The sequence below is a fragment of the Citromicrobium bathyomarinum genome, from assembly GCF_038594605.1.
GTDB classification, from domain to species: domain Bacteria; phylum Pseudomonadota; class Alphaproteobacteria; order Sphingomonadales; family Sphingomonadaceae; genus Alteriqipengyuania; species Alteriqipengyuania bathyomarina_B.
Genome location: NZ_JBCFZM010000003.1, coordinates 422,418 through 441,096 on the forward strand (window position 1 = coordinate 422,418; position 18,679 = coordinate 441,096).

The 18,679-nt window shown below is 63.1% G+C and carries 23 protein-coding genes and 1 riboswitch; of the genes, 15 read left to right on the plus strand and 8 right to left on the minus strand.

Features of this window, described 5'->3' with window-relative positions; all coding sequences use genetic code 11:
- Window positions 1-193: 193 nt before the first annotated feature.
- Complete coding sequence (locus AAG612_RS13445) at window positions 194-2,038, plus strand: DUF885 domain-containing protein (protein ID WP_342510914.1); 1,845 nt, start codon at window positions 194-196, stop codon at window positions 2,036-2,038.
- Between the two features lie 265 nt (window positions 2,039-2,303).
- Complete coding sequence (locus tag AAG612_RS13450) at window positions 2,304-2,711, plus strand: hypothetical protein (RefSeq protein WP_342510916.1); 408 nt, start codon at window positions 2,304-2,306, stop codon at window positions 2,709-2,711.
- A gap of 28 nt (window positions 2,712-2,739) precedes the next feature.
- On the opposite strand, the gene AAG612_RS13455 is transcribed toward AAG612_RS13450, so the two are convergent.
- Both AAG612_RS13455 and AAG612_RS13460 read right to left on the minus strand, forming a co-directional pair.
- Window positions 2,740-3,159: a hypothetical protein gene (locus AAG612_RS13455; protein WP_342510918.1), complete on the minus strand. Its 420-nt coding sequence runs from the start codon at window positions 3,157-3,159 to the stop codon at window positions 2,740-2,742.
- An 85-nt stretch (window positions 3,160-3,244) separates the two neighbouring features.
- Complete coding sequence (locus AAG612_RS13460) at window positions 3,245-4,861, minus strand: AbgT family transporter (RefSeq protein WP_342510921.1); 1,617 nt, start codon at window positions 4,859-4,861, stop codon at window positions 3,245-3,247.
- A gap of 192 nt (window positions 4,862-5,053) precedes the next feature.
- Here AAG612_RS13460 and AAG612_RS13465 point away from each other — a divergent pair, with 192 nt between their 5' ends.
- Window positions 5,054-5,239 carry a DUF1328 domain-containing protein gene (locus AAG612_RS13465; RefSeq protein ID WP_342510923.1) on the plus strand — a complete coding sequence of 62 codons (186 nt, stop codon included), beginning with the start codon at window positions 5,054-5,056 and terminating at the stop codon, window positions 5,237-5,239.
- Between the two features lie 88 nt (window positions 5,240-5,327).
- Here AAG612_RS13465 and AAG612_RS13470 read toward each other — a convergent pair whose 3' ends face one another.
- Entirely contained in the window at window positions 5,328-7,163 is a 1,836-nt protein-coding gene (locus AAG612_RS13470; protein WP_342510925.1) for a hypothetical protein, read from the minus strand.
- A gap of 116 nt (window positions 7,164-7,279) precedes the next feature.
- Window positions 7,280-7,391, plus strand: a riboswitch (TPP riboswitch).
- 42 nt (window positions 7,392-7,433) lie between these two features.
- Between AAG612_RS13470 and thiC the strand changes: the two genes are divergently transcribed.
- The 6 genes from thiC (at window position 7,434) to AAG612_RS13500 (ending at window position 12,221) form a co-directional block, all read left to right on the plus strand.
- Complete coding sequence (thiC, locus tag AAG612_RS13475; protein ID WP_342510927.1) at window positions 7,434-9,338, plus strand: phosphomethylpyrimidine synthase ThiC; 1,905 nt, start codon at window positions 7,434-7,436, stop codon at window positions 9,336-9,338.
- A 128-nt stretch (window positions 9,339-9,466) separates the two neighbouring features.
- Window positions 9,467-9,811, plus strand: a complete 345-nt coding sequence (locus AAG612_RS13480; RefSeq protein WP_342510929.1) for an HPF/RaiA family ribosome-associated protein — start codon at window positions 9,467-9,469, stop codon at window positions 9,809-9,811.
- Window positions 9,812-9,817: 6 nt separating this feature from the next.
- Window positions 9,818-10,159, plus strand: a complete 342-nt coding sequence (locus tag AAG612_RS13485) for a hypothetical protein (protein ID WP_342510931.1) — start codon at window positions 9,818-9,820, stop codon at window positions 10,157-10,159.
- Between the two features lie 17 nt (window positions 10,160-10,176).
- Window positions 10,177-11,595: a hypothetical protein gene (locus tag AAG612_RS13490; protein ID WP_342510933.1), complete on the plus strand. Its 1,419-nt coding sequence runs from the start codon at window positions 10,177-10,179 to the stop codon at window positions 11,593-11,595.
- Between the two features lie 107 nt (window positions 11,596-11,702).
- Window positions 11,703-12,002 carry a hypothetical protein gene (locus AAG612_RS13495; RefSeq protein WP_342510934.1) on the plus strand — a complete coding sequence of 100 codons (300 nt, stop codon included), beginning with the start codon at window positions 11,703-11,705 and terminating at the stop codon, window positions 12,000-12,002.
- A 66-nt stretch (window positions 12,003-12,068) separates the two neighbouring features.
- Window positions 12,069-12,221, plus strand: coding sequence for a hypothetical protein (locus tag AAG612_RS13500; protein ID WP_342510936.1), 153 nt, complete (start codon window positions 12,069-12,071; stop codon window positions 12,219-12,221).
- A gap of 138 nt (window positions 12,222-12,359) precedes the next feature.
- Here AAG612_RS13500 and AAG612_RS13505 read toward each other — a convergent pair whose 3' ends face one another.
- The 3 genes from AAG612_RS13505 to AAG612_RS13515 form a co-directional block, all read right to left on the minus strand.
- Window positions 12,360-12,842 carry a YaiI/YqxD family protein gene (locus tag AAG612_RS13505; protein ID WP_342510938.1) on the minus strand — a complete coding sequence of 161 codons (483 nt, stop codon included), beginning with the start codon at window positions 12,840-12,842 and terminating at the stop codon, window positions 12,360-12,362.
- Between the two features lie 34 nt (window positions 12,843-12,876).
- Window positions 12,877-13,008 (minus strand): hypothetical protein, encoded by a 132-nt coding sequence (locus AAG612_RS13510; protein ID WP_342510940.1) that lies wholly within the window; start codon window positions 13,006-13,008, stop codon window positions 12,877-12,879.
- A gap of 183 nt (window positions 13,009-13,191) precedes the next feature.
- On the minus strand, window positions 13,192-13,629 hold the full coding sequence (locus AAG612_RS13515) for a PRC-barrel domain-containing protein (RefSeq protein WP_342510942.1): 438 nt from the start codon (window positions 13,627-13,629) through the stop codon (window positions 13,192-13,194).
- A gap of 325 nt (window positions 13,630-13,954) precedes the next feature.
- On the opposite strand from AAG612_RS13515, the gene AAG612_RS13520 reads away from it, so the two are divergent.
- The 3 genes from AAG612_RS13520 (at window position 13,955) to AAG612_RS13530 (ending at window position 15,477) form a co-directional block, all read left to right on the plus strand.
- On the plus strand, window positions 13,955-14,167 hold the full coding sequence (locus tag AAG612_RS13520) for a cold-shock protein (RefSeq protein ID WP_342510945.1): 213 nt from the start codon (window positions 13,955-13,957) through the stop codon (window positions 14,165-14,167).
- A gap of 85 nt (window positions 14,168-14,252) precedes the next feature.
- Complete coding sequence (locus AAG612_RS13525) at window positions 14,253-14,507, plus strand: hypothetical protein (RefSeq protein WP_342510947.1); 255 nt, start codon at window positions 14,253-14,255, stop codon at window positions 14,505-14,507.
- A gap of 388 nt (window positions 14,508-14,895) precedes the next feature.
- On the plus strand, window positions 14,896-15,477 hold the full coding sequence (locus AAG612_RS13530; protein ID WP_342510949.1) for a fasciclin domain-containing protein: 582 nt from the start codon (window positions 14,896-14,898) through the stop codon (window positions 15,475-15,477).
- Between the two features lie 102 nt (window positions 15,478-15,579).
- On the opposite strand, the gene AAG612_RS13535 is transcribed toward AAG612_RS13530, so the two are convergent.
- Window positions 15,580-16,080 (minus strand): hypothetical protein, encoded by a 501-nt coding sequence (locus AAG612_RS13535; protein ID WP_342510951.1) that lies wholly within the window; start codon window positions 16,078-16,080, stop codon window positions 15,580-15,582.
- Between the two features lie 158 nt (window positions 16,081-16,238).
- Here AAG612_RS13535 and AAG612_RS13540 point away from each other — a divergent pair, with 158 nt between their 5' ends.
- Window positions 16,239-16,682, plus strand: coding sequence for a COG3650 family protein (locus AAG612_RS13540; protein ID WP_342510953.1), 444 nt, complete (start codon window positions 16,239-16,241; stop codon window positions 16,680-16,682).
- On the opposite strand, the gene AAG612_RS13545 is transcribed toward AAG612_RS13540, so the two are convergent.
- Window positions 16,679-17,023 (minus strand): Mpo1-like protein, encoded by a 345-nt coding sequence (locus AAG612_RS13545; protein WP_342510958.1) that lies wholly within the window; start codon window positions 17,021-17,023, stop codon window positions 16,679-16,681. The two genes, AAG612_RS13540 and AAG612_RS13545, sit on opposite strands and share 4 nt — an antisense overlap.
- A gap of 175 nt (window positions 17,024-17,198) precedes the next feature.
- Between AAG612_RS13545 and AAG612_RS13550 the strand changes: the two genes are divergently transcribed.
- Both AAG612_RS13550 and AAG612_RS13555 read left to right on the plus strand, forming a co-directional pair.
- Entirely contained in the window at window positions 17,199-18,239 is a 1,041-nt protein-coding gene (locus AAG612_RS13550; RefSeq protein WP_425341865.1) for a PAS domain-containing protein, read from the plus strand.
- Window positions 18,236-18,607 (plus strand): response regulator, encoded by a 372-nt coding sequence (locus tag AAG612_RS13555; protein WP_342510962.1) that lies wholly within the window; start codon window positions 18,236-18,238, stop codon window positions 18,605-18,607. The genes AAG612_RS13550 and AAG612_RS13555 overlap by 4 nt, the downstream gene beginning before the upstream one ends.
- The last annotated feature ends 72 nt before the right edge of the window (window positions 18,608-18,679 follow it).

An 18,679-nucleotide genomic window follows, 5' to 3' on the forward strand; every position in this document is an offset into this window, starting at 1 on the left:
GTTGTCGAGAGCGATTGCTGGCCGGGCCTGAACGATGCGACGGACGAGTTTTTCGACGTGCTTGGAGATTCCCGAGAGGACTAGATTATGCGCCGCCCCCGGTCGAGGCTCCGGCGCTGCCCGTAGAAGGCGATTGGCGGATCGCGCGTCGGCGCCTAGGCTTCGCCGCGAAGGACTTTCAGGGGAACCACCAATGACCATCCGCAACTTGCTGACCGGAGCCGCCGCGCTTGCCATCCTGACCGCGCCGGGCGCCGTCTTCGCTCAAACCGCCGCGCGGGCCAGCCTCGACGTCGATCTCGACGCGCAAAGCGCCGATAGCGAGCAGTCCGAACACGACCGGCTCTTCGCGCTGTTTGCAGATTCCGACAAACGCAGCCTCGAACTCAACCCGCTCAGCCGCCTGTTCCGCGGCGATGATCGCAATGCCGACCGGCTGGGCGACTTCTTCACCGACGCGAGCTACTATGCCAGCTTGCGCGACACGCAGCTCAATGTCGCGCTGCTCGAACAGATCGACCGCAGCAAGCTCTCGCCCACCGATCAACTCGCCTACGATGTGTTCGCCTATAATCAGGAGCAGGCGCTGAAAGGCAGCACGCCCGAAATCCGCGCGCTGACCGAAGTGCGTCCGGTGAACCACTTCAGCGGCTTCCACACCTTCTATCCCAATTTCGCGAGCGGCACGGGTGCCGCGCCCTTCAGGACCATCGCGAATTACGAGGACAATCTCAGTCGTCACGACGATTACATCGCCATCACCGACCGCGCGATCGCGAAATTCCGCGAAGGAATGGAGAGCGGCGTGGTCGAAACCAAGCTGACGATCCGCAACGTGATCGACCAGTTCGACACGCAGCTGGCGATCCCGATCGAGCAATCGCAGTTCATGGGGCCGACGACCATGTTTCCCGAGGATTTCTCGGACGCGGACAAGGTCCGGTTGACCGCCGCCTACGAAGCGAAGACGAAAGAAATCTACGCCGCGCACGAGAAGATGCGCGATTTCCTGCGCGACGAATATCTTGCCGCCGCGCGCGAGGAAGTGGGCCTGTCGCAGATGAAGGGCGGCGAGCTGCTGTACCAACAGCTGATCGAGAGCACGACGACGCTGCCGCTGGAGGCCGATGCGATCCACCGGCTGGGCCTGTCCGAGGTCGAGCGGATCAAGGGCGATCTGGAGGTGCTCAAGGCAGAGGTCGGCTTCGAGGGCACGCTCAACGAATTCTTCGACTACGTGCGCACCGATCTCAAGTTCAAGCCGGAGAGCCGCGAGGCGCTGACCCAGAGCTACTACGATATCGGCGAGCAGGTGGACGAGAAGATCGGCGACTACTTCTCGCTCCTCCCCAAATCGCAGCTCAAGATCGAGCCCTACGATCCCAGCATCGAGCAGTTCAGCGCTGGCGGTTCCTACCAGAGCGGCACTCCGGACGGATCGCGCCCGGGCACCTTCTTCTTCAACGCCTACGATCTGCCCAGCCGCCTGACGACCGGCAACGTGACGCTCTATCTGCACGAGGGCGCGCCGGGGCACCATTTCCAGATCAGCCTCGCGCAGGAGAACGAGGATCTGCCCGCCTTCATGCGCTTCGGCGGGACGACCTCTTTCGTCGAGGGCTGGGCGCTTTATGCCGAGACGCTGGGCTATCCGATGGGCTTCTACGACGATCCCTGGAATCGCTACGGCACCTTGCAGGACGAACAGCTGCGCGCGATGCGGCTGGTGGTCGATACCGGGCTGCACTCCAAGGGCTGGACGCGCGAGCAGGCGATCGACTTCATGCTGGAAAATTCGGGCATGACGCGGACCGAGGTGGTCTCGGAGGTCGAGCGCTATATCGCGATTCCCTCTCAGGCGCTGGCTTACAAGATCGGTGCGCTCAAGATTCAGGAGCTGCGCGAGCGGGCCGAGAGCAAGCTGGGTGATGCGTTCGATATCAAGGACTTCCACGCGCAGGTGCTCAATACGGGCGGCCTGCCGTTGCCGGTGCTCGAAGCGAAGATCGACCGCTGGATTGCGAATGGCGGCGGCTGAGGGGCGCGCCGCGAACGGGTAAGGGGCCCGGCGGGAAAATTAACATTTCTGTAGCAGGGCGGGGCGGCCCTGACATGGCCTTAGGGTGCGGTTGCGCCGTGCGGAGACATTGGGCATGCCACCCATGCAATGCATGGATTTTCCGTCGAGCGTCATAGGCTCTTCACGGAGCGATGACATGGACGCGCTGGGCGTCTCGCAGGCCGGTTCGCTCGTCCGACGATCGATGATGCCAGAGATTTCTTGAGGGGGTAATTCACCGGTCATGGCCACAGCCGACACCATTCCAGCCTGGATCGTCCTGTTCGTGGGCATCTATGCCTTTGCTGCCGCGATGGGCGAGCTGCGCTTGCCGGGCACGTGGAAGGGCATGCTGCACGATATGGAGCAGTCGCACGGGCTGCGCTTCATCGCCGGGATTTTCACCCTGACGCTGGGCGCGACCATCTATCTCGTTACGCCATGGCGGCCGGACGACTGGCTGTTCATCTCGGTCGCGGCGCTCGGCGGGCTGCTGGTGCTGGAAGGGATCGCGTTCCTGACCGTGGGCGAGCGGCTGGTCACCTTCGGCCGCTGGCTGGTAGCGAGCGCGAGCGAGGTCTGGGCGGGCATTTCGGCCGTGCTCGGCGCCGCGCTGATCTTCGTCGCCCTGTCGCGGCTGGAGACGTTCTGAGCTTCACGTCCCGTTCCGCCGCCGCTGCTCAGGGCAGGACGCAATCCTTGTAATATTCGTAGGTCGTCCCGTCCTCGACGGTGAAGGGTTCGCCCCGTTCGCAGTCGACCCGCATCGGGGTTCCAATCCCGCCCCACGAATCCTGCACCGCCTGCAGGCTCTCGGTCCGGATTTCGAGGACGATCGACCGGCCGTCGTCCTCGACCATTTCGGCAACCGCCGGGTCCATATCGAGCGCAAGGCTCGACACGTCGCCGGACACCACTTCGCGCACGGGCCCGGTCGGGGTTGCCTGCGGCGTTTCCGCCTCCGCGCTTTCGCCCGGTGTGGTCGACTCTTCTCTGGCGGCGTCGCCCGAAAGCTCCGCAGCTTCCGGCGTATCGCTCGTGTCCGAACAAGCGGCGCACGCGACCAGGATCAGGGCGGGAATCAGGCTGCGCATCGTCATCATATCCTCCATCTCCAACGCGGCTGAGCATACCCGGCAGGCCCACCCGCGCAAGCCGGGCGGATGTGATGCGCCGGCCCCCAGCCTAGCCCGCCGGGTAATAGGTCGGCGATCCCGGCCCCACCGGCAGGCCCATCACGAAGGTCCACAGGTAGAAGAACAGCGACCACGCGACGATGAAGCAGATCGAATAGGGCAGCATCATCGCGATCAGCGTGCCGACACCCAAATCCTTCTGGTATCGCGTCGCCCAGGCCAGGATTAGCCCGAAATAGCTCATCATCGGGGTGATGATGTTGGTGGTGGAATCGCCGATCCGGTAGGCGGCCTGAATGGCTTCTGGCGAATAACCGATCAGCATCAGCATCGGCACGAAGATCGGCGCGGTCACCGCCCATTGCGCGCTTGCGCTGCCGAGCGACAGGTTGATGAGCGCGCAGATGCCGATGAAGGCGAAGAACATCGCCGGGCCGGTCATGCCAGTATCCTTCAGGAACTGCGCACCGGTGACCGCGGTGATCCCGCCGAGGTTGGTCCAGCCGAAGAAGGCGACGAACTGCGCGGCGAAGAACACCAGCACGATGTAGAGGCCCAGCGAGGAGAGCGCGCCCGCCATCGCATCAATCACGTCGCGGTCGGTCTTCATCGTCTTGGCCGCGCGCCCGTAGGCATAGCCGATGACGACGAAAAAGATCAGGATCCACACCACGAACCCGTCGAAGAACGGCGAATCCATCCGCTCGCCGCTCTCCGGATTGCGGAACACGCCCCATTCCGGCCACAGCGTCAGCGCCATCAGCGCGAACACGCCCAGCATGGCGATTCCCGCCCAGCGCAGGCCCTTCTTCTCGCTATCCTGAAGCGGTTGCATCATCCCTTCGTCGAGGATGTCCGGGTCGGCCTTGGAATCGTCGAACTTCCCCAGCTGCGGCTCGACGATATAGATCGAGACGAGGCTGCCGATCGCGGTGATGAGGAAGGTGCTCGCGACCATGAAATACCAGTTGGCGGTCGCCAGCACGGTATAGTCGGGGTCGATCAGCTGCGCTGCTTCCTCGGTAATGCCGGCCAGCAGCGGGTCGATCGTGCCGATCAGCAGGTTGGCGGAATAGCCGCCCGAAACACCCGCGAAGGCGGCGGCCATCCCCGCCAGCGGGTGGCGGCCGAGCGCGTAGTAGATCGCGCCGCCCAGCGGGATCAGCACGACATAGCCGACTTCGGAAGCGGTGTTGGAGATGATCCCCGCGAACACCACGGCGACCGTCACCAGCTTGGGCGGCGCGCCCATCACCATGCTGCGGACCGCGGCGCTCAGCAGGCCCGATTTCTCCGCCACGCCCACGCCCAGCATCGCTACCAGCACCACGCCGAGCGGCGCAAACGAGGTGAAGTTATCGACCAGCCCGGTGAAGATGCGTCGGATGCCATCGCCATTGAGCAGGCTGACCGCGCGGATCATGCCGTCCTCGGAAACGCCCGGCGCACCGGCAGGGCGCGGATCGACCACCGCAACGCCGAGGTAACCGAACAGGCCGGACAGCAGCACGATGCCCAGCGCCAGCAGCGCAAACAGGGTGACAGGGTGGGGAAGCAGGTTGCCGAGCCATTCGACCCCGTCGAGGAAACGGCTGAAGGCATTGCGTTTCGGCTTGGCGACCGCCTCGGGCGTGTTCTCATCGGCGGGCGGTGGAAAGTCGGTCATCGTGGCTCCGGTCGGTTGGCGGCCTGGGCGCGCGAAAATAAAGGTGGGAGGGGTGTGCCCTCAAAAGCGCCCGGGGCACAAGCCTCGCCAGCGCGCCGCCAACAGGCACGATGCGGGCTGAGCCGGGGTTAAACGGCGCGTGAAGGTCGCGAGCCTGCGGGAACCGGACAGGCGCCCGGCGATTGGAGCAGCATGATCAAACTGGCCATCATCTGTCTCGTCGTCGCCGCTGTCGCGGCAATCCTCGGTTTCGGCGGCGTCGCCGGTGCATTCGTGGATGTCGCGATGTGGCTCGCGATCATCGCAGCGGTTCTGTTCGTCGTATTCCTCGTGCTCGGCATATTTGCGGGCAAGAAGGCGAGCGACGCGCTCGACTGACGCGGGCGCTGGCGAGCCGGCGCCACTGGTACGGGATCGTTCGCCTGCTGCGCGGGTCCACCGATGACATGACCGCGCGAGCGTGCGGCTAGTCGAACCAGCCCTTTTTCTTCTTGTTGCCGAACCAGTCGGTTTCTTCCTTCGGGGCCAGCCAGCTGCCGGATGATTTCTCGTCCTTGCCCTTCGAGGAGAATCGCACACCGCCGACCTCGGTGCTGATCTGGCCGTCGCTGCGCACATCGAAGCCGCCCATGCTGACCGTGTGTTTGCCGTCGGAGTGAACCGTCACGCCATCCGCAACGCGCACGTTCCAGTTGTCGTTGTTGTCGAAGGAAACGCCGTCCATCAACTGCGTCGTCGTGGTGCCGTCGCTCGCGACGTTGAAGCCTCCCGCGTTCACCGACATGCCACCGCCGTGATTGGGCGCGACCGGGCTTCGCCGATCGGCAAAGCGGGTCAGGCCGGTGGTGTCCGGATGCCCATACTGGACTGCGACCGCGAATTCCTTCTCGCGCGCGCTGCGCTGCGCGAACGGGATATCCAAGATCAGTTCCGGGAAGAACATCTTGGCGAGCGCCTTGGGCGAAAGGCGCTTCGTATCGTTCGGGTCAATGGCGGACTGCGCCTCCTGCGCCTCGCGTTCGAGCATCTTCGTGCGGACACCGCCCAGCTGCGTCCAGAAGAAGCCGATCGCACCTGCCACCGCGCCCAGTGCAGCCTCGTAGAGGAAAGCCGACGCGTCCAGGTCCATCGCCAGATAAGCAAACAGCGCCCAGCTGATGGCGAGTGCTCCCAACACGTCGATCCACCTTTTGTCCGGCCTGATCGGCAGGACGCGCATGATGCCTGCACCGATTGTTGCCGCCATCGCCGCCCAGCACAGGAGTGACCACAGCAAGCTGCCGCCATACCTGTCGAAGAAGAACAGGGGGATGAACAGGCCGAGCGCGAAAGCGGCCGCGCGCAGCTTGGTGTCGAGGCCCGAGAGTTTCTGATCGATCCGGCTCACGATGCCTGGCTTGTCGGCATTTGCAGCCTGAGCCGCGGTCTTCTCGGCGTGTTCTTCGACATCGCTCTGCTGGTAAGATGCGACCTTTGCGAGCGCCCGCAGTTCCGTCTCGCGCCCGGGCGTACGAAGGGCATCGCTCTTCATCATGTCCGCGAACCACGCGCGGTTCATCGCCTTTTCGTAATAGAAGCTATCCTCGACTTTCAGCCGGGGGGACTGCTGGGCGGCAGGATCGTCAGCCACCCAGAGTTCGGCGAGCAGGCCGAGCTTCTCCCTCGTCGCCAGCTTCGATTTGAGCTTCTCGAACTCCGCCGGGTCGTGGTCCGCCGACTTTGCCGCCGCGCGTGCCATCACCAGCTCGAGGTAGCGGTCGTCCATGAGGTACGGCTCGAGCGCATCGCCCGGCACCTTCCAGAAGGAGCGATAGAGCAGTGCTTCGCCGTGGGTCAGGGCGGCATCGTGATACTCGCGCCGCCAGGCTGCATCGATGGCAGCCCAGCGTTCGTTGCCGCCGGAGACGCGATCGTCCGTCAGCACGTTCCAGTCGTACAGCTTGGCCGCGAATCGCGCCAATTCGGGTGTGGAGACGACGTAATCGTCCTTCAGCAATTGCGGCATGTATTCGTCGAGGAATTCGGGCTGGACCCGGAAGCCCTCGATCCTCGGGATCCAGTCGGGCGCGTAGCGCAGCGCGAACTCGAAAAAGGCGAGCTCGGGCGTGTTCTCCTCGAGCAGCTTGTCGAGCGAGATGCGCGCGTCGTATTCGCGCAGCTCCTCCTCGAGCCACTTCTGGATGTACCCCCGATCGATGTGCTCGGCTGCGGTTTCGTGGTTCTCGGCCATGGCTGCCGCAAGGTCCGCAAGGCTGGCGCATTCGCGCTCGCCAAGCTTGTAGGGCCGGATCGTGTCGCTCATTCTTTCCCCCCAAGAGACGCGGGGACGAAGCCTAGCCTCACTAATGTTAGGTTTTCAAGGCGGTGGTCCCGATCCGGTAGTGCGCCTTGCCGCGCCTGCCAAACGGCCCTACACCATGCCCATCCCCGGGGAGCCTGCCGCGCAAACGCAGGTTGAGAGCGGAATACACCGCGACCCGTCGAACCTGATCCCGGTAATACGGGCGGAGGGAGGGAGCGGTTTTTCGAAACGCGAAGGCCGCCCTCGCTCCGATTCTGAGGAGCGTAACTAATGGCCGACATCCCCGCACGTACCGAAATCGAGCGCACCGAAATCGGCGTCACCACCGGGCCCATCCGCGGCAGCCGCAAGGTCCATGTGGCCGCGCGCACCGGCTCCGGCGTGCGCGTCGCGATGCGCGAGATCGATCTGGAGGGCGGCGAGCCGTCTTTGCGCGTCTACGACACCTCGGGCCCCTATACCGACCCGAACGCCGCCATCGACATCAACGCAGGCCTCCCGCAGCTGCGCCGCGAGTGGATCAGGGGCCGGGGCGATGTCGAGGAATACGATGCGCGTGAAGTGAAGCCGGAGGATAACGGCCAGCTCGGCCCCGATCGCTCGGGCGGCGTCCCGCAGTTCCCCAGCGTGGTGAAGCGTCCGCTGCGCGCCAAGGCGGGCGCGAACGTCAGCCAGATGCACTATGCACGCAAGGGCATCATCACGCCCGAGATGGAATATGTCGCGGAACGCGAGAACCTGGGTCGCGAACAGATCGCGAAGGAGCGCGACGGGAACAGCTGGGGTGCGGCCATCCCCGACTTCATCACGCCCGAATTTGTCCGCGACGAAGTGGCGCGGGGCCGCGCGATCATCCCGAACAACATCAACCACCCCGAAAGCGAACCGATGGCGATCGGGCGCAACTTCCTGGTCAAGATCAACGCCAATATCGGCAACTCCGCCGTCGCCAGCGATGTGGCGAGCGAGGTCGACAAGATGGTCTGGTCGATCCGCTGGGGCGCGGACACCGTCATGGACCTCTCCACGGGTCGCAATATCCACGACACGCGCGAATGGATCATCCGCAACTCGCCTGTCCCCATCGGCACCGTGCCGATCTACCAGGCGCTGGAAAAGGTCGGCGGCATTGCCGAGGACCTCACCTGGGAGATCTTCCGCGACACGCTGATTGAGCAGGCCGAGCAGGGCGTCGACTACTTCACGATCCACGCCGGGGTGCGCCTGCCCTATGTGCCGCTCGCGGCCAAGCGCATGACCGGGATCGTCAGCCGTGGCGGCTCGATCATGGCCAAGTGGTGCCTCGCGCATCACAAGGAGAGTTTCCTGTACGAGCGCTTCGACGAGATCACCGAGATCATGAAGGCCTACGACATCGCCTATTCGCTGGGCGACGGCCTGCGCCCCGGCTCGATCTACGACGCCAACGACGAAGCGCAGTTCGCCGAACTCTACACGCTGGGCGAACTCACCAAGCGCGCCTGGGAGCAGGCCGTGCAGGTGATGATCGAAGGGCCGGGCCACGTGCCCATGCACAAGATCAAGGAGAACATGGACAAGCAGCTCGAGGCGTGCGGCGAGGCTCCGTTCTACACGCTCGGGCCGCTCGTCACCGATATCGCGCCGGGTTACGACCATATCACCAGCGGCATCGGCGCGGCGCAGATCGGCTGGTACGGCACCGCGATGCTCTGCTACGTCACGCCCAAGGAGCACCTCGGCCTGCCCGATCGCGACGACGTGAAGGTCGGCGTGGTGACCTACAAGCTGGCCGCCCACGCAGCCGATCTGGCCAAGGGCCACCCGGCGGCGCAGGTGCGCGACGATGCATTGAGCAAGGCGCGCTTTGAATTCCGCTGGCGCGACCAGTTCAACCTGTCTTTGGACCCCGACACGGCCGAGCAGTACCACGACCAGACGCTGCCCGCGGAAGGCGCCAAGACCGCGCATTTCTGCTCCATGTGCGGGCCGAAATTCTGCTCGATGAAGATCAGCCAGGAAGTGCGCGACTTCGCGGCCAAGCAGAACTCGGACAGCTACCTCGCCGCCGAAGACTTGAAGGGCGAGAATTCGCCCGAACAGCGGGCGCAGAACGAGAAGGGCATGGAAACCATGAGCGAAGTCTACCGCGCCAAGGGCGAGCGGCTGTACCTGCCCGAAGGGGAAGCGGAGTAGCCGCGCGGCCTCCCCAGCAAGCGATCACCTCCCCCGGGCCATGCGCAAATCGTGCATCGGCCCGGGATATCCCGGCGCTCTCGACCGTTGATCTGGACAACACAAACACGAACCGAGAGGCGTATATCATGCAGGTCCAGTTCAATTCCGACAGCAGCGTCATGGGCACCGATAATGTGGCCCAGCGCATCGAGGCTGCCGTGCGCGAGAAGATCGCCCGGTTCGAAGACAAGCTGACCCGGCTCGAAATCCACGTCCGCGACGAGAACGGGCCCAAGGGCGGAGTTAACGACAAGGCCTGCACGATCGAGGCGCGGCCCGCCGGCGCCAAGCCCATCGGCGTGACCGAGCATGCCGACACGGTCGACGCGGCGGCGCGCAAGGCGGCGGGCACGCTCGCCCAGCGGCTCGAGCGCGTGCTCGGCAAGGCGAAGCGCAACGAGCATGCGGCGCGGCCCGAAAAGGCGCTGTAGACGCTCATGCCCTCCACCAGCCCCGACGCCGTGCTCACCGATTCGATGGAAGCGGACCGGCGAGAGCGGCGCCGCCTGCCGATAATCGGCCTGTGGCTGACCGCGCTCTATGTCGTGGGGCTGGTGGTGTACCTCGCGGTGCAGGGGCAGAACCCGGCGGAGCTGCGGCTGAACGAGCTGGGTGACTTCCTCGGCGGAGTCTCCAGCCCGCTCGCGTTCCTGTGGCTGGTCCTCGGCTTCTTCCAGCAAAGCCGCGAAATCCGCCTGAGCAACCAGGCGCTCCACCTGCAGGCCCGCGAGATGCGGCGCAGCGTGGACGAGCATCGGCGGATTGCGGGTGGGGAGTGAGGTACAGCTGAGAAAACTTGTTCGACTACGGGCTCTCAAAAAAGTCGGTTATTAAAAATCATCAGATGAAGGTAGGAAGCTTGCCACACCAAAAATCGATAGAGGCGGAGTTTGCAACTTTTATCGATGAGTGGATGAAAACTATAATAATTGTTCAGGATTCTGTTTCCAAGAAAGATTTTTCTTCAGCCACGCCCGATACGGTTATACTCCAGTCCCTGAAAAAAGCTAATTTTGTTAATCGAAAAGGATACGCCCTGTTAGAGAGTGTCGCTTCTCGTTTGCTTGGTGAGGCAGGATTATCTCTCAAAGTCAGCCAAGACACAGCACAAAAGTTACTTTTAGAATGCTTTAATGAAGATTTAGAAAAGAGAAAATGGGCGAGCGCTTCGGAAAATGCAATAATTTCGAAGGCCCTAAAGAGACTTAAGGAAATAGAGCTTCCTAATGGCTCATATATATTTGCTTCTCAATTTTCATACAGTGCGAAAGGATTGAAATTTGATATTGGACCTGTATCGATAATATCAAAGGCGAGATTCTACAGGGAGAATGCAAAGAAGCTTAGAAAGCCATGGGAGCCTTCAGAATCTTCGGAGGACTTCCACAAATTTCTCTTAAAAAAGTGGATCGAGCACATGAGAAATTTCGATCATGTGATCTCGGTGGATGTAGGCCATTCAGAGCGAGAACTGGCTTGGGAGATAGCACGAGAGACCGCTGAGTTTGCTCTAAATATAGTGCGAACTTTCTTCGGCTATTATCACACCCATAGGATTAGACTTTCGGGGGATTTCACCCTCGAACAAAACCGTGCGTCGGTCATCATCGAGCAGAACGACGTTTGGCTATCGCATGGAACTGGTGGTGTCTCATCGTTCTTGGACGATGATGCGATTCAGCGCTTCGAGTGGGAGCTTGAGCCAATGTCTCCACTCTTTGCAAGTTTTGCGGGTTGGCTAGCTTCAGGGAAACACGATGGGACACCAACTGTCGAGCGTCTCCGATACGCCAACAGGCTTATCGCGGAGGCGTATTGTGAGCCTTCCGACTATTTGCGTCTCGTGCGGCTGATATCTGCATTCGAGGCTTTGGCGATAATTCGCTCCAACGAGAAGGCCCATAATCTTGCTGTCAGATGTGCGAATGTTGGCTCGTGGAGCCGGTCCACGACAGCGTGTGAGATTTACGACAATGTTCGCTCGGCCTATCATGTGCGAAACATGGTGGTGCACGGTGATGCACCCACGACTGACCAAGTGCGCAAGGCTTTCTTCGGGCTAGAAGAACATACGTTTGGTATTCTGGTCGGTTTTTTGAGTTTTTATGCTGGTATTGAGCGGACGGCAGGTCCTAGATCGATCCGGACACTCGCACGAGAGATCGAGAACCGCATTGAGTTCTTCTTCTATGATCCGTCATTTGGATTCGACTGAGGCGGCAAGATTGCAAAACTGTGCCGCGCTGGCTTGCCTTTGCGCAAAACCCCCGCCCCCATTCCCGCTCCCCCCGCGTTGCCCCTCAGCAGCACCCCGCTGCCGGAGTGCTCCTAAATGACCAAGCCCACCCCCAGACCTGGCCCGAACTCGCGGTCGAAAGCTGGATGCTCGGTGCCGAGATGGGCATGGTCATCTGGCTGCGCTCGATCCGTATGATGTCCGGCGGGAAGCCGGCCGAGCGGGAGGCGGAGCGGATGGTGAGTGAGAAGCTCAGCGCCGCGATGACGCTGTGGCCCGCGCTGATGGCGGGCGGCTTCGACCAGTCCGCTGAGGAAACCACGGGCCGCGCGCTGGCGCATTACGGCAGGCCGGTGCGCGCCAACCGCAGGCGTCTCTCGCGCTGAGCGAGTGCGTCCGGTCGCGCCCGGCCACGGCTGGCATATCGGGCACGCCTCGCCCATATGCCGCCGATGGCCGATCTCTATCTCAAAAACCTCGAATCCGAACGCCGCAAGCTGTGGGCCGAATGCCGCCTGAAGGGGCTGGCGAGGGAGACGCCCCAGCGCCAGCGGATCGCGCAGATCGACGAGGCTATTGCCGCGCACAAGGCGAAGAAGGCTTAGGCGCGGCGCTTTCCTACTCGGCGCAGGTGGGCCCATAAGGCGCGGATGATCCGGCTGCGCCGCACACCCGCTTGGCCGCTTGCAAACGCGGGATCGGGGTGGCGGAATTTTTGTCCCTATAACACTGTGTCAGGTGTGTCAGGCGCGCGAAAGCTTGACCAGCACCCGGTCGAGCGATTGCAGGAAGTGCGACCGGTCCGCCTTGCTGAACGGGGCCGGGCCGCCTCCCACACCGTCCATCCCGGCGCGCAGGTCCGCCATGATCGCGCGCGTCGCCACCGCGCCGCCGATGCTCGCCGCGTCGAACTCGCGCCCGTCGTGCTTGAGGACGGTGGCGCCTGCCTTGATGCACCGCTCGGCCAGCAGGATGTCGGCGGTGATGACGATGGTGCGTGGGCCGGCGTGCTCCGCGATCCAGTCGTCGGCGGCGTCGAACCCGTCGCTTACCACGACGCGTTTCACCCGCTCGCTCACCGGCACGCGGAAAGGGCTGTTGCTGACCACGCGGACATGCGCGCGGTGGCGCTGGGCGACGCGATACACCTCGTCCTTCACCGGGCAGGCATCGGCATCGACCAAGATAGTGACGGGGGCGGCGGTGGTTTCGGGCGCGGTGTCCATGGCGCCCGCCTTTAGCGAGCGCGCATGGCAGGCTCTACCCGTTCTTCATGTTCTCCAGCCCTTTGACGGCGCCCGGCTTGGTGCTGGGCTGCGAGGCGTTGGTTTTCAGCTTTCCCTTCTTGGGCTTGCGCGCTTCGTGGGTCTTCTTCTGCTGGCCTTTGGCCATAGTCGATGCAATCGGGGCGGCATGCCCCACGCGGGGATACGCCTGTTCGGGTCGAAGGCTTGCATCAAATCGTACGAAGGGCGCATCCATGCCGCAGTGCCAACGCGCGCTATGCATCAAAAAACCCGCCCCAGCCTGCGAGCCGGAGCGGGTTTCGGGTTAGCAGCGCGTATGAAGCGCAGGTTACATCGCGTCGGCAGTTTCGGTCGCGCCCGGCATTTTCGCGTCGGGAAGAGCGGCGAGCTGCTTGGCGGTCCGCGTGGTGCGGACATCCTGATCGTCGCCGTCGCTATGGGCGACGAGGTTGCGCATCGGGACGACCACATAGCGATCGGTGCCTTCCAGCTCGACCACCAGCCCGTCGACAGTGCCCATCGCATTGCGATTGACCTGCTCGATTTCGCCAAGCTCGTTGCCGTCCGCGTCGACCAACTCGGCATCGAGCAGTTGCGCTTCGGTCATGCCCAGCGCCGCTTCCTCGTTACCCGCTTCGGCGGCGCTTTGTTCGGCCTGTGCTTCCATCTGGTCCTCGGCCAAGTCGGCTTCCTGCTCGGCCTGCGATTCGCAGGCGGTCAGGGCCAGCGCGGCGAGCGGGATGGCGGCGAACTTCCAAAACTGCATTTGATTTCTTCTCCTTTAGAAAGCGACACAATGAATCGCAGGGCAGGTGGGTTCCAGACAGATTTCACGCTGCCCTGCAAGGCTTGGCGGTTCGCTATGTCCGATTGATTAGGTAATCCGGCAGCCCCGTGCTAGAGGACCCTCGCTGACGTCGAAATTTGCGACGGACTTCGAAATTTGACTCGCCGCTTGCCATGAGAGCCACCAGCTTGAAACCGGCCCCGGCGTTAACCAGACGACGTTTTCCTTTCATCGGACGATTTGACGCACGACCCACGGGGCACTCTGCCGCGTGGACAACCGAACGTTCTCGAAAGGAACACTGATGGCCAAGACTGGCACCGTAAAATTCTTCAACGCCGACAAGGGCTATGGCTTCATCCAGCCCGACGATGGTTCGAACGACAGCTTCGTTCACATTACCGCTGTTCAGGCTGCTGGCATGCAGAGCCTCGATAAGGATCAGCGGCTCAACTACGAAGTCGAGCAGGGCCGCAACGGCAAGGAAAGCGCGATCAACCTTTCCTCCGCCGACTAAGCGATTTTCGAGGGCGCCGCTTTCCACACGGAGGCGGCGCCCTTTTTCATTCCCCACTCCCCCACCGCCAACCCGGAGCAGACCCATGGCTCAGAGCTACGAATTCTACTGCGCACGCGCGGACGAAGCTACCGCCGCCGCCGATGCCGCCACGCTGGACAGGGTGCGCGAGCGCGAATTGCGCGCGGCGAAGACCTGGCGCGGGCTGGCCGAGCATGCGCGCGGTGTGGCCGAGGAACGCGCCAAGCTTGTGCGCGACAAGGCGAGCGAAGCCGATGCTGCGGCAAACGATACCGCAAACGATGGCGCTGTCATTGCTGCGGGTGCCGCAACCGCCTGAGCGTTCTTAGCCAACCGAACAGGCTTTCTTACAACCGATAGACCATCACTTGCGGGGCGGAGCCAGGTGCGCTCCGCGACAAGCACTCGCGTACCCGCCGCGCCATCGACAGGCGCGGGAAGGGTCGAGAGCCTCTGCGCCCAAGAGCGTGGCCAAGGCGGTCCGCATCTGTTGGGAAGCGATCGCGGAACCCTCGCGCGGAGATGCTGGGTGCCACTTTTCGCGGCGCTTATCCCCGCGCGACTACCTGCTTTGGTCTGGGATCCGCCCTATTCCTGCCAAAATAGGAACATGGTTTCGCCCCAACCATTGAGTGGGTGAAGGGCACGGCGACGCCGGGCCCGGCTAAAAGCACTCCCCCAAAGCAAAACCCAAGGATTATAAATCCATGAAAAAGTTCAGCATCATGCTCACCTCGGCTGCCGCGCTTTCGCTGGCAGCGTGCGCCGAAGCCGATACGACCGACGATACTGCGATGGCCGACGATATGGCCGCCGACCAGATGGCGGTTGATGATATGGCCACCGGCAACATTGTCGAAGTGGCGCAGGGCAACCCGGACTTCTCGACCCTCGTCGAAGCCGTGACCGCTGCCGACCTCGGCGAAACGCTCTCGAGCGGCGATTACACCGTGTTCGCGCCGACCAATGCCGCCTTCGAAAAGGTGCCCCAGGCGACGCGCGACGAACTGATGAGCGAAGCCGGCAAGGAAGACCTCACCAACATCCTTACCTATCACGTGATCGAAGGCACCACCGATGCCGCCGCGCTGACCCAGGCGATCGCCGATGCGGGTGACGAAGGCTACACGCTGACGACCGTCAACGGCGCCGAACTGACCGCGATGATGGATGGCGATAACGTCGTCCTGCGCGATGCGGCCGGCAACACCGCGACCGTGACCGACACCGACATTGCGGCGTCGAACGGTACGATCCACGTGATCGATACGGTGCTGATGCCCGAATAAGGCACGCGCCCTAAGGACACGAAAAGGGCTCCCGTTCGGGAGCCCTTTTTTTGTGCGGTTTTGGGGTTGTGCTGCGGGGATGCGGGGGCTGGTGGAACCCGCTCAGCGTTCCAGACTGGTCGTGTCCTGCACCACGGGGCGCGAGACATAGGCGATGTCGGCGTCGGCGACCTTTGCTGGTCGTTGCAGATCGAGCGACCGGGCCGCCGGGACGCGCCGCTCGCTGACAATGCGCTGGCGCTGGGTCGTCGCACGGCGCTGTTCGGCCTCCCACTGACGCTGCTCGTTCGCAGCGGAGGCGAAGTCGAAGGAGTCATTGCCGTCCTGCTCGCCATAGTAGCTGTGGTCGTAACGCTCTTGGCTGTAGAGCCCGCGTTCGCGCAGCTCGGCAACTTCGATGGTCCGGCCTTGGGTCTCGAGTGGATGGTGATTGGCGGTGATTGCGCGGGGCGCGCGCTCGTTGTTGAAGGCGACCGCGCCGCGTTCGGGGACGACGGGCGTCTGGTGTATCTCGCGCGGGGTGGTGTCGATCGCCCCGCCGGCGACGGCCCCTCCGATTGCGGCGATTGCTGCCGCCCCCACATAAAAAGGCAGTACGCGCATGGCACTGAACTCCTTGATCTATTCCGTTTTCCAATCAACACGGGGTGCACGCAGGAGGTTCCCCGCCTGCCAGTCGACCAGCCCGGCCTTTCCCGTCGGCGCGGGTCGCGATAGAGAGGTCTGGACCACAGAAATCCCAACCTGCCGGAGAAACGCGCATGCGCCTGCCCCCGATCGCGCCCCCTCTGCTATTGGCCCCGCTGTTGTTGCTGGCAGGGTGCCAGACCGAGAATACTGCCGGAGCGCCGGGCACCTCGGCTGAAGGCTTCACCGAAATCGGCGAAGATGAAACCGTCCAGTTCACGGGTACGGAGCCCTTCTGGGGAGGATCGGTCACCGGCTCGCAGCTGAGCTATTCCACCCCAGAGAACATCGATGGCCGCACCATCACGGTGAAGCGTTTCACCGGGCAGGGGGGGCTTGGCTATTCCGGCATGCTGGACGGCGCGCCCTTCGACCTGATGGTCACCGCTGGGGAATGCTCCGACGGGATGAGCGATCGCAGCTACCCCTTCACGGCCACGCTGCGGATCGGCGAGGCAACGCGGCGCGGCTGCGCGTGGACCGAGAGCAGTTCTTTCACGGGGCCCGTTGCGCCCTAGCTGCGATCACTCTCGACCCCGGCGCGCTCGAGCTCGGGGCCGAGCCGTCCGGTGATCCACATGAAGAACATGCGAAAATCGGCGGCGAGGCTCCACAGCGGATAGGTGAAGGTTGCGGGGCGATTGCGCTCCACCCGGAAGTGCGCGATCCAGGCGAAGAAATATCCTGCGAACGGCATCGCGATCAGCAGCCACCACGTGCCCGTCGCCAGCGCCCAGATGCCGCACGCGATGACCAGCGCGGTGCCCACGTAATGCAGGTTGCGCGTCGCCGGGCGGCTGTGCTCGCGCAGATAGAACGGCCAGAACTGCGCGAAGGTCGTGTAGGTACGCTGTGCCATCGGGGCACGGTAACATTTTCCTGCCCGAACCAGAAAGCTGTCTCGCGAAAGAAATAACAAAAATGCCGGTTCGTGCCGGAACGGGCGGCGCTTAAGGTCGTTCATCGCCAAACCTTGGTTCCATTTCTCGATTGAATTTATGGCCGATACATCGGACGGGCACAGTCAGGCTTCCTTGAACGATCCACGGGCACGCCCGCGGTACGACATGAAGGACGTCGAGCAGGAGGATCGCTTCTCCGATACCTCGGGCGTGCTGTTCGAGCAGGCCATGGCTCAGACCCGTATGGCTGTGTGCCTGAGCGATCCGAACCAGCCAGACCAGCCGATCGTCTTCGCCAACCGCGCGTTTCGCCGATTGACGGGATACGAGGAGGAAGAAATCCTCGGCCGCAATTGCCGATTTCTGCAAGGGCCCAAAACCGACCGCAAATCGGTTGCAAAGGTGCGCGAAGCGATCGAGAGCGAAGATGTCGTGGTGGTCGAACTGCTCAATTACCGCAAGGACGGCACGCCGTTCTGGAACGCGCTGCACCTTGGCCCGATCTACGATTCCAACGGCAAGCTGCTTTATTTCTTCGGCAGCCAGTGGGATGTGTCCGATGTCCGCGCGGCGCGCGCGGAAGAGCGGCACGCACGCGAGATGGCGCGCGAATTATCCCACCGGATGAAGAACATGTTCTCGGTCATCTCGGGGATCGTGAACGTCATGGGCCGGGTGCGCGGTGTCGAAACCGAGGCGTCGGAGATCAACAGCCGCATCCATGCTCTGGGCCGCGCCTACGAGACGACGCTGGACGAAGCATCGACCGGCGTGATCGATCTGGGCCCTGCGGTGAGGGCGATCCTCGAACCCTATACGGTCGACGAGAAACTCAAGTTTCTGGGCAATGGAGCACAAGTGCCGTTTTCGGCCATGTCGCTCATTGGGCTTGTGCTTCACGAACTGGCGGCCAATGCCACCCGCTTCGGCGCATGGTCCGAAGGGGCCGACGGGCAGGTGAGCCTCGATTGGCAAAGGCGGGATGGCGCGGTGGTGCTGACCTGGATCGAAACCGGCGGGCCGCGCGTCGATGGTCCGCCTGAGCAGAAGGGCACGGGCAGTACGATCATGGACCGAATGGTCGCCGCAGCGCGTGGGACGATCGAGAGGAACTGGAAGCCGGAAGGGCTGCATGCAGTCCTGACCGTGCCGGTCGAGGGGGATCGAGCATGAGGGAAGGCTGCCGCATTCTGTTGCTGGACGATGAGCCCCTGATCCTGATGGATCTGGAATTCGCAGCGGAAGATCAGGAGTGTAACCCGCTCACCGCGACCAATGTGCGCGAAGCAATGGCCCATATCGAAGCTCACGAAGGCGTGACCTGCGCGGTGCTCGACGTGACCTTGCGCGATGGCGAGACCTGCCTGCCGGTCGCCCGCGAGCTGGAGCGGCGCGCCATCCCCTACCTGCTGCATTCGGGCGATCTCAACCGCCAGGAAGGCACGCTCGCGGAACTGAACGCGCAGCTGATCGCGAAGCCTGCGTGCTCGCGGCGCGTGGTCGAGACCGCGCTGGCGCTGTCCTCCACGCCTGCCGGGTAGCATTAGGCAGACCGACGAGAAAGCGGCGTCGGGATACTTTGCCGCGCGCGGCGCCGGGTGGGCGGTTCTCCC

Bases quoted from the DNA above. Each gene is read 5' to 3' on its own strand.
- AAG612_RS13445 (WP_342510914.1), top strand. From the start codon at position 194: ATGACCATCCGCAACTTGCTGACCGGAGCCGCCGCGCTTGCCATCCTG.
- AAG612_RS13450 (WP_342510916.1), top strand. From the start codon at position 2,304: ATGGCCACAGCCGACACCATTCCAGCCTGGATCGTCCTGTTCGTGGGC.
- AAG612_RS13455 (WP_342510918.1), bottom strand. From the start codon at position 3,159: ATGACGATGCGCAGCCTGATTCCCGCCCTGATCCTGGTCGCGTGCGCC.
- AAG612_RS13460 (WP_342510921.1), bottom strand. From the start codon at position 4,861: ATGACCGACTTTCCACCGCCCGCCGATGAGAACACGCCCGAGGCGGTC.
- AAG612_RS13465 (WP_342510923.1), top strand. From the start codon at position 5,054: ATGATCAAACTGGCCATCATCTGTCTCGTCGTCGCCGCTGTCGCGGCA.
- AAG612_RS13470 (WP_342510925.1), bottom strand. From the start codon at position 7,163: ATGAGCGACACGATCCGGCCCTACAAGCTTGGCGAGCGCGAATGCGCC.
- thiC (WP_342510927.1), top strand. From the start codon at position 7,434: ATGGCCGACATCCCCGCACGTACCGAAATCGAGCGCACCGAAATCGGC.
- AAG612_RS13480 (WP_342510929.1), top strand. From the start codon at position 9,467: ATGCAGGTCCAGTTCAATTCCGACAGCAGCGTCATGGGCACCGATAAT.
- AAG612_RS13485 (WP_342510931.1), top strand. From the start codon at position 9,818: ATGCCCTCCACCAGCCCCGACGCCGTGCTCACCGATTCGATGGAAGCG.
- AAG612_RS13500 (WP_342510936.1), top strand. From the start codon at position 12,069: ATGGCCGATCTCTATCTCAAAAACCTCGAATCCGAACGCCGCAAGCTG.
- AAG612_RS13505 (WP_342510938.1), bottom strand. From the start codon at position 12,842: ATGGACACCGCGCCCGAAACCACCGCCGCCCCCGTCACTATCTTGGTC.
- AAG612_RS13510 (WP_342510940.1), bottom strand. From the start codon at position 13,008: ATGGCCAAAGGCCAGCAGAAGAAGACCCACGAAGCGCGCAAGCCCAAG.
- AAG612_RS13515 (WP_342510942.1), bottom strand. From the start codon at position 13,629: ATGCAGTTTTGGAAGTTCGCCGCCATCCCGCTCGCCGCGCTGGCCCTG.
- AAG612_RS13520 (WP_342510945.1), top strand. From the start codon at position 13,955: ATGGCCAAGACTGGCACCGTAAAATTCTTCAACGCCGACAAGGGCTAT.
- AAG612_RS13525 (WP_342510947.1), top strand. From the start codon at position 14,253: ATGGCTCAGAGCTACGAATTCTACTGCGCACGCGCGGACGAAGCTACC.
- AAG612_RS13530 (WP_342510949.1), top strand. From the start codon at position 14,896: ATGAAAAAGTTCAGCATCATGCTCACCTCGGCTGCCGCGCTTTCGCTG.
- AAG612_RS13535 (WP_342510951.1), bottom strand. From the start codon at position 16,080: ATGCGCGTACTGCCTTTTTATGTGGGGGCGGCAGCAATCGCCGCAATC.
- AAG612_RS13540 (WP_342510953.1), top strand. From the start codon at position 16,239: ATGCGCCTGCCCCCGATCGCGCCCCCTCTGCTATTGGCCCCGCTGTTG.
- AAG612_RS13545 (WP_342510958.1), bottom strand. From the start codon at position 17,023: ATGGCACAGCGTACCTACACGACCTTCGCGCAGTTCTGGCCGTTCTAT.
- AAG612_RS13555 (WP_342510962.1), top strand. From the start codon at position 18,236: ATGAGGGAAGGCTGCCGCATTCTGTTGCTGGACGATGAGCCCCTGATC.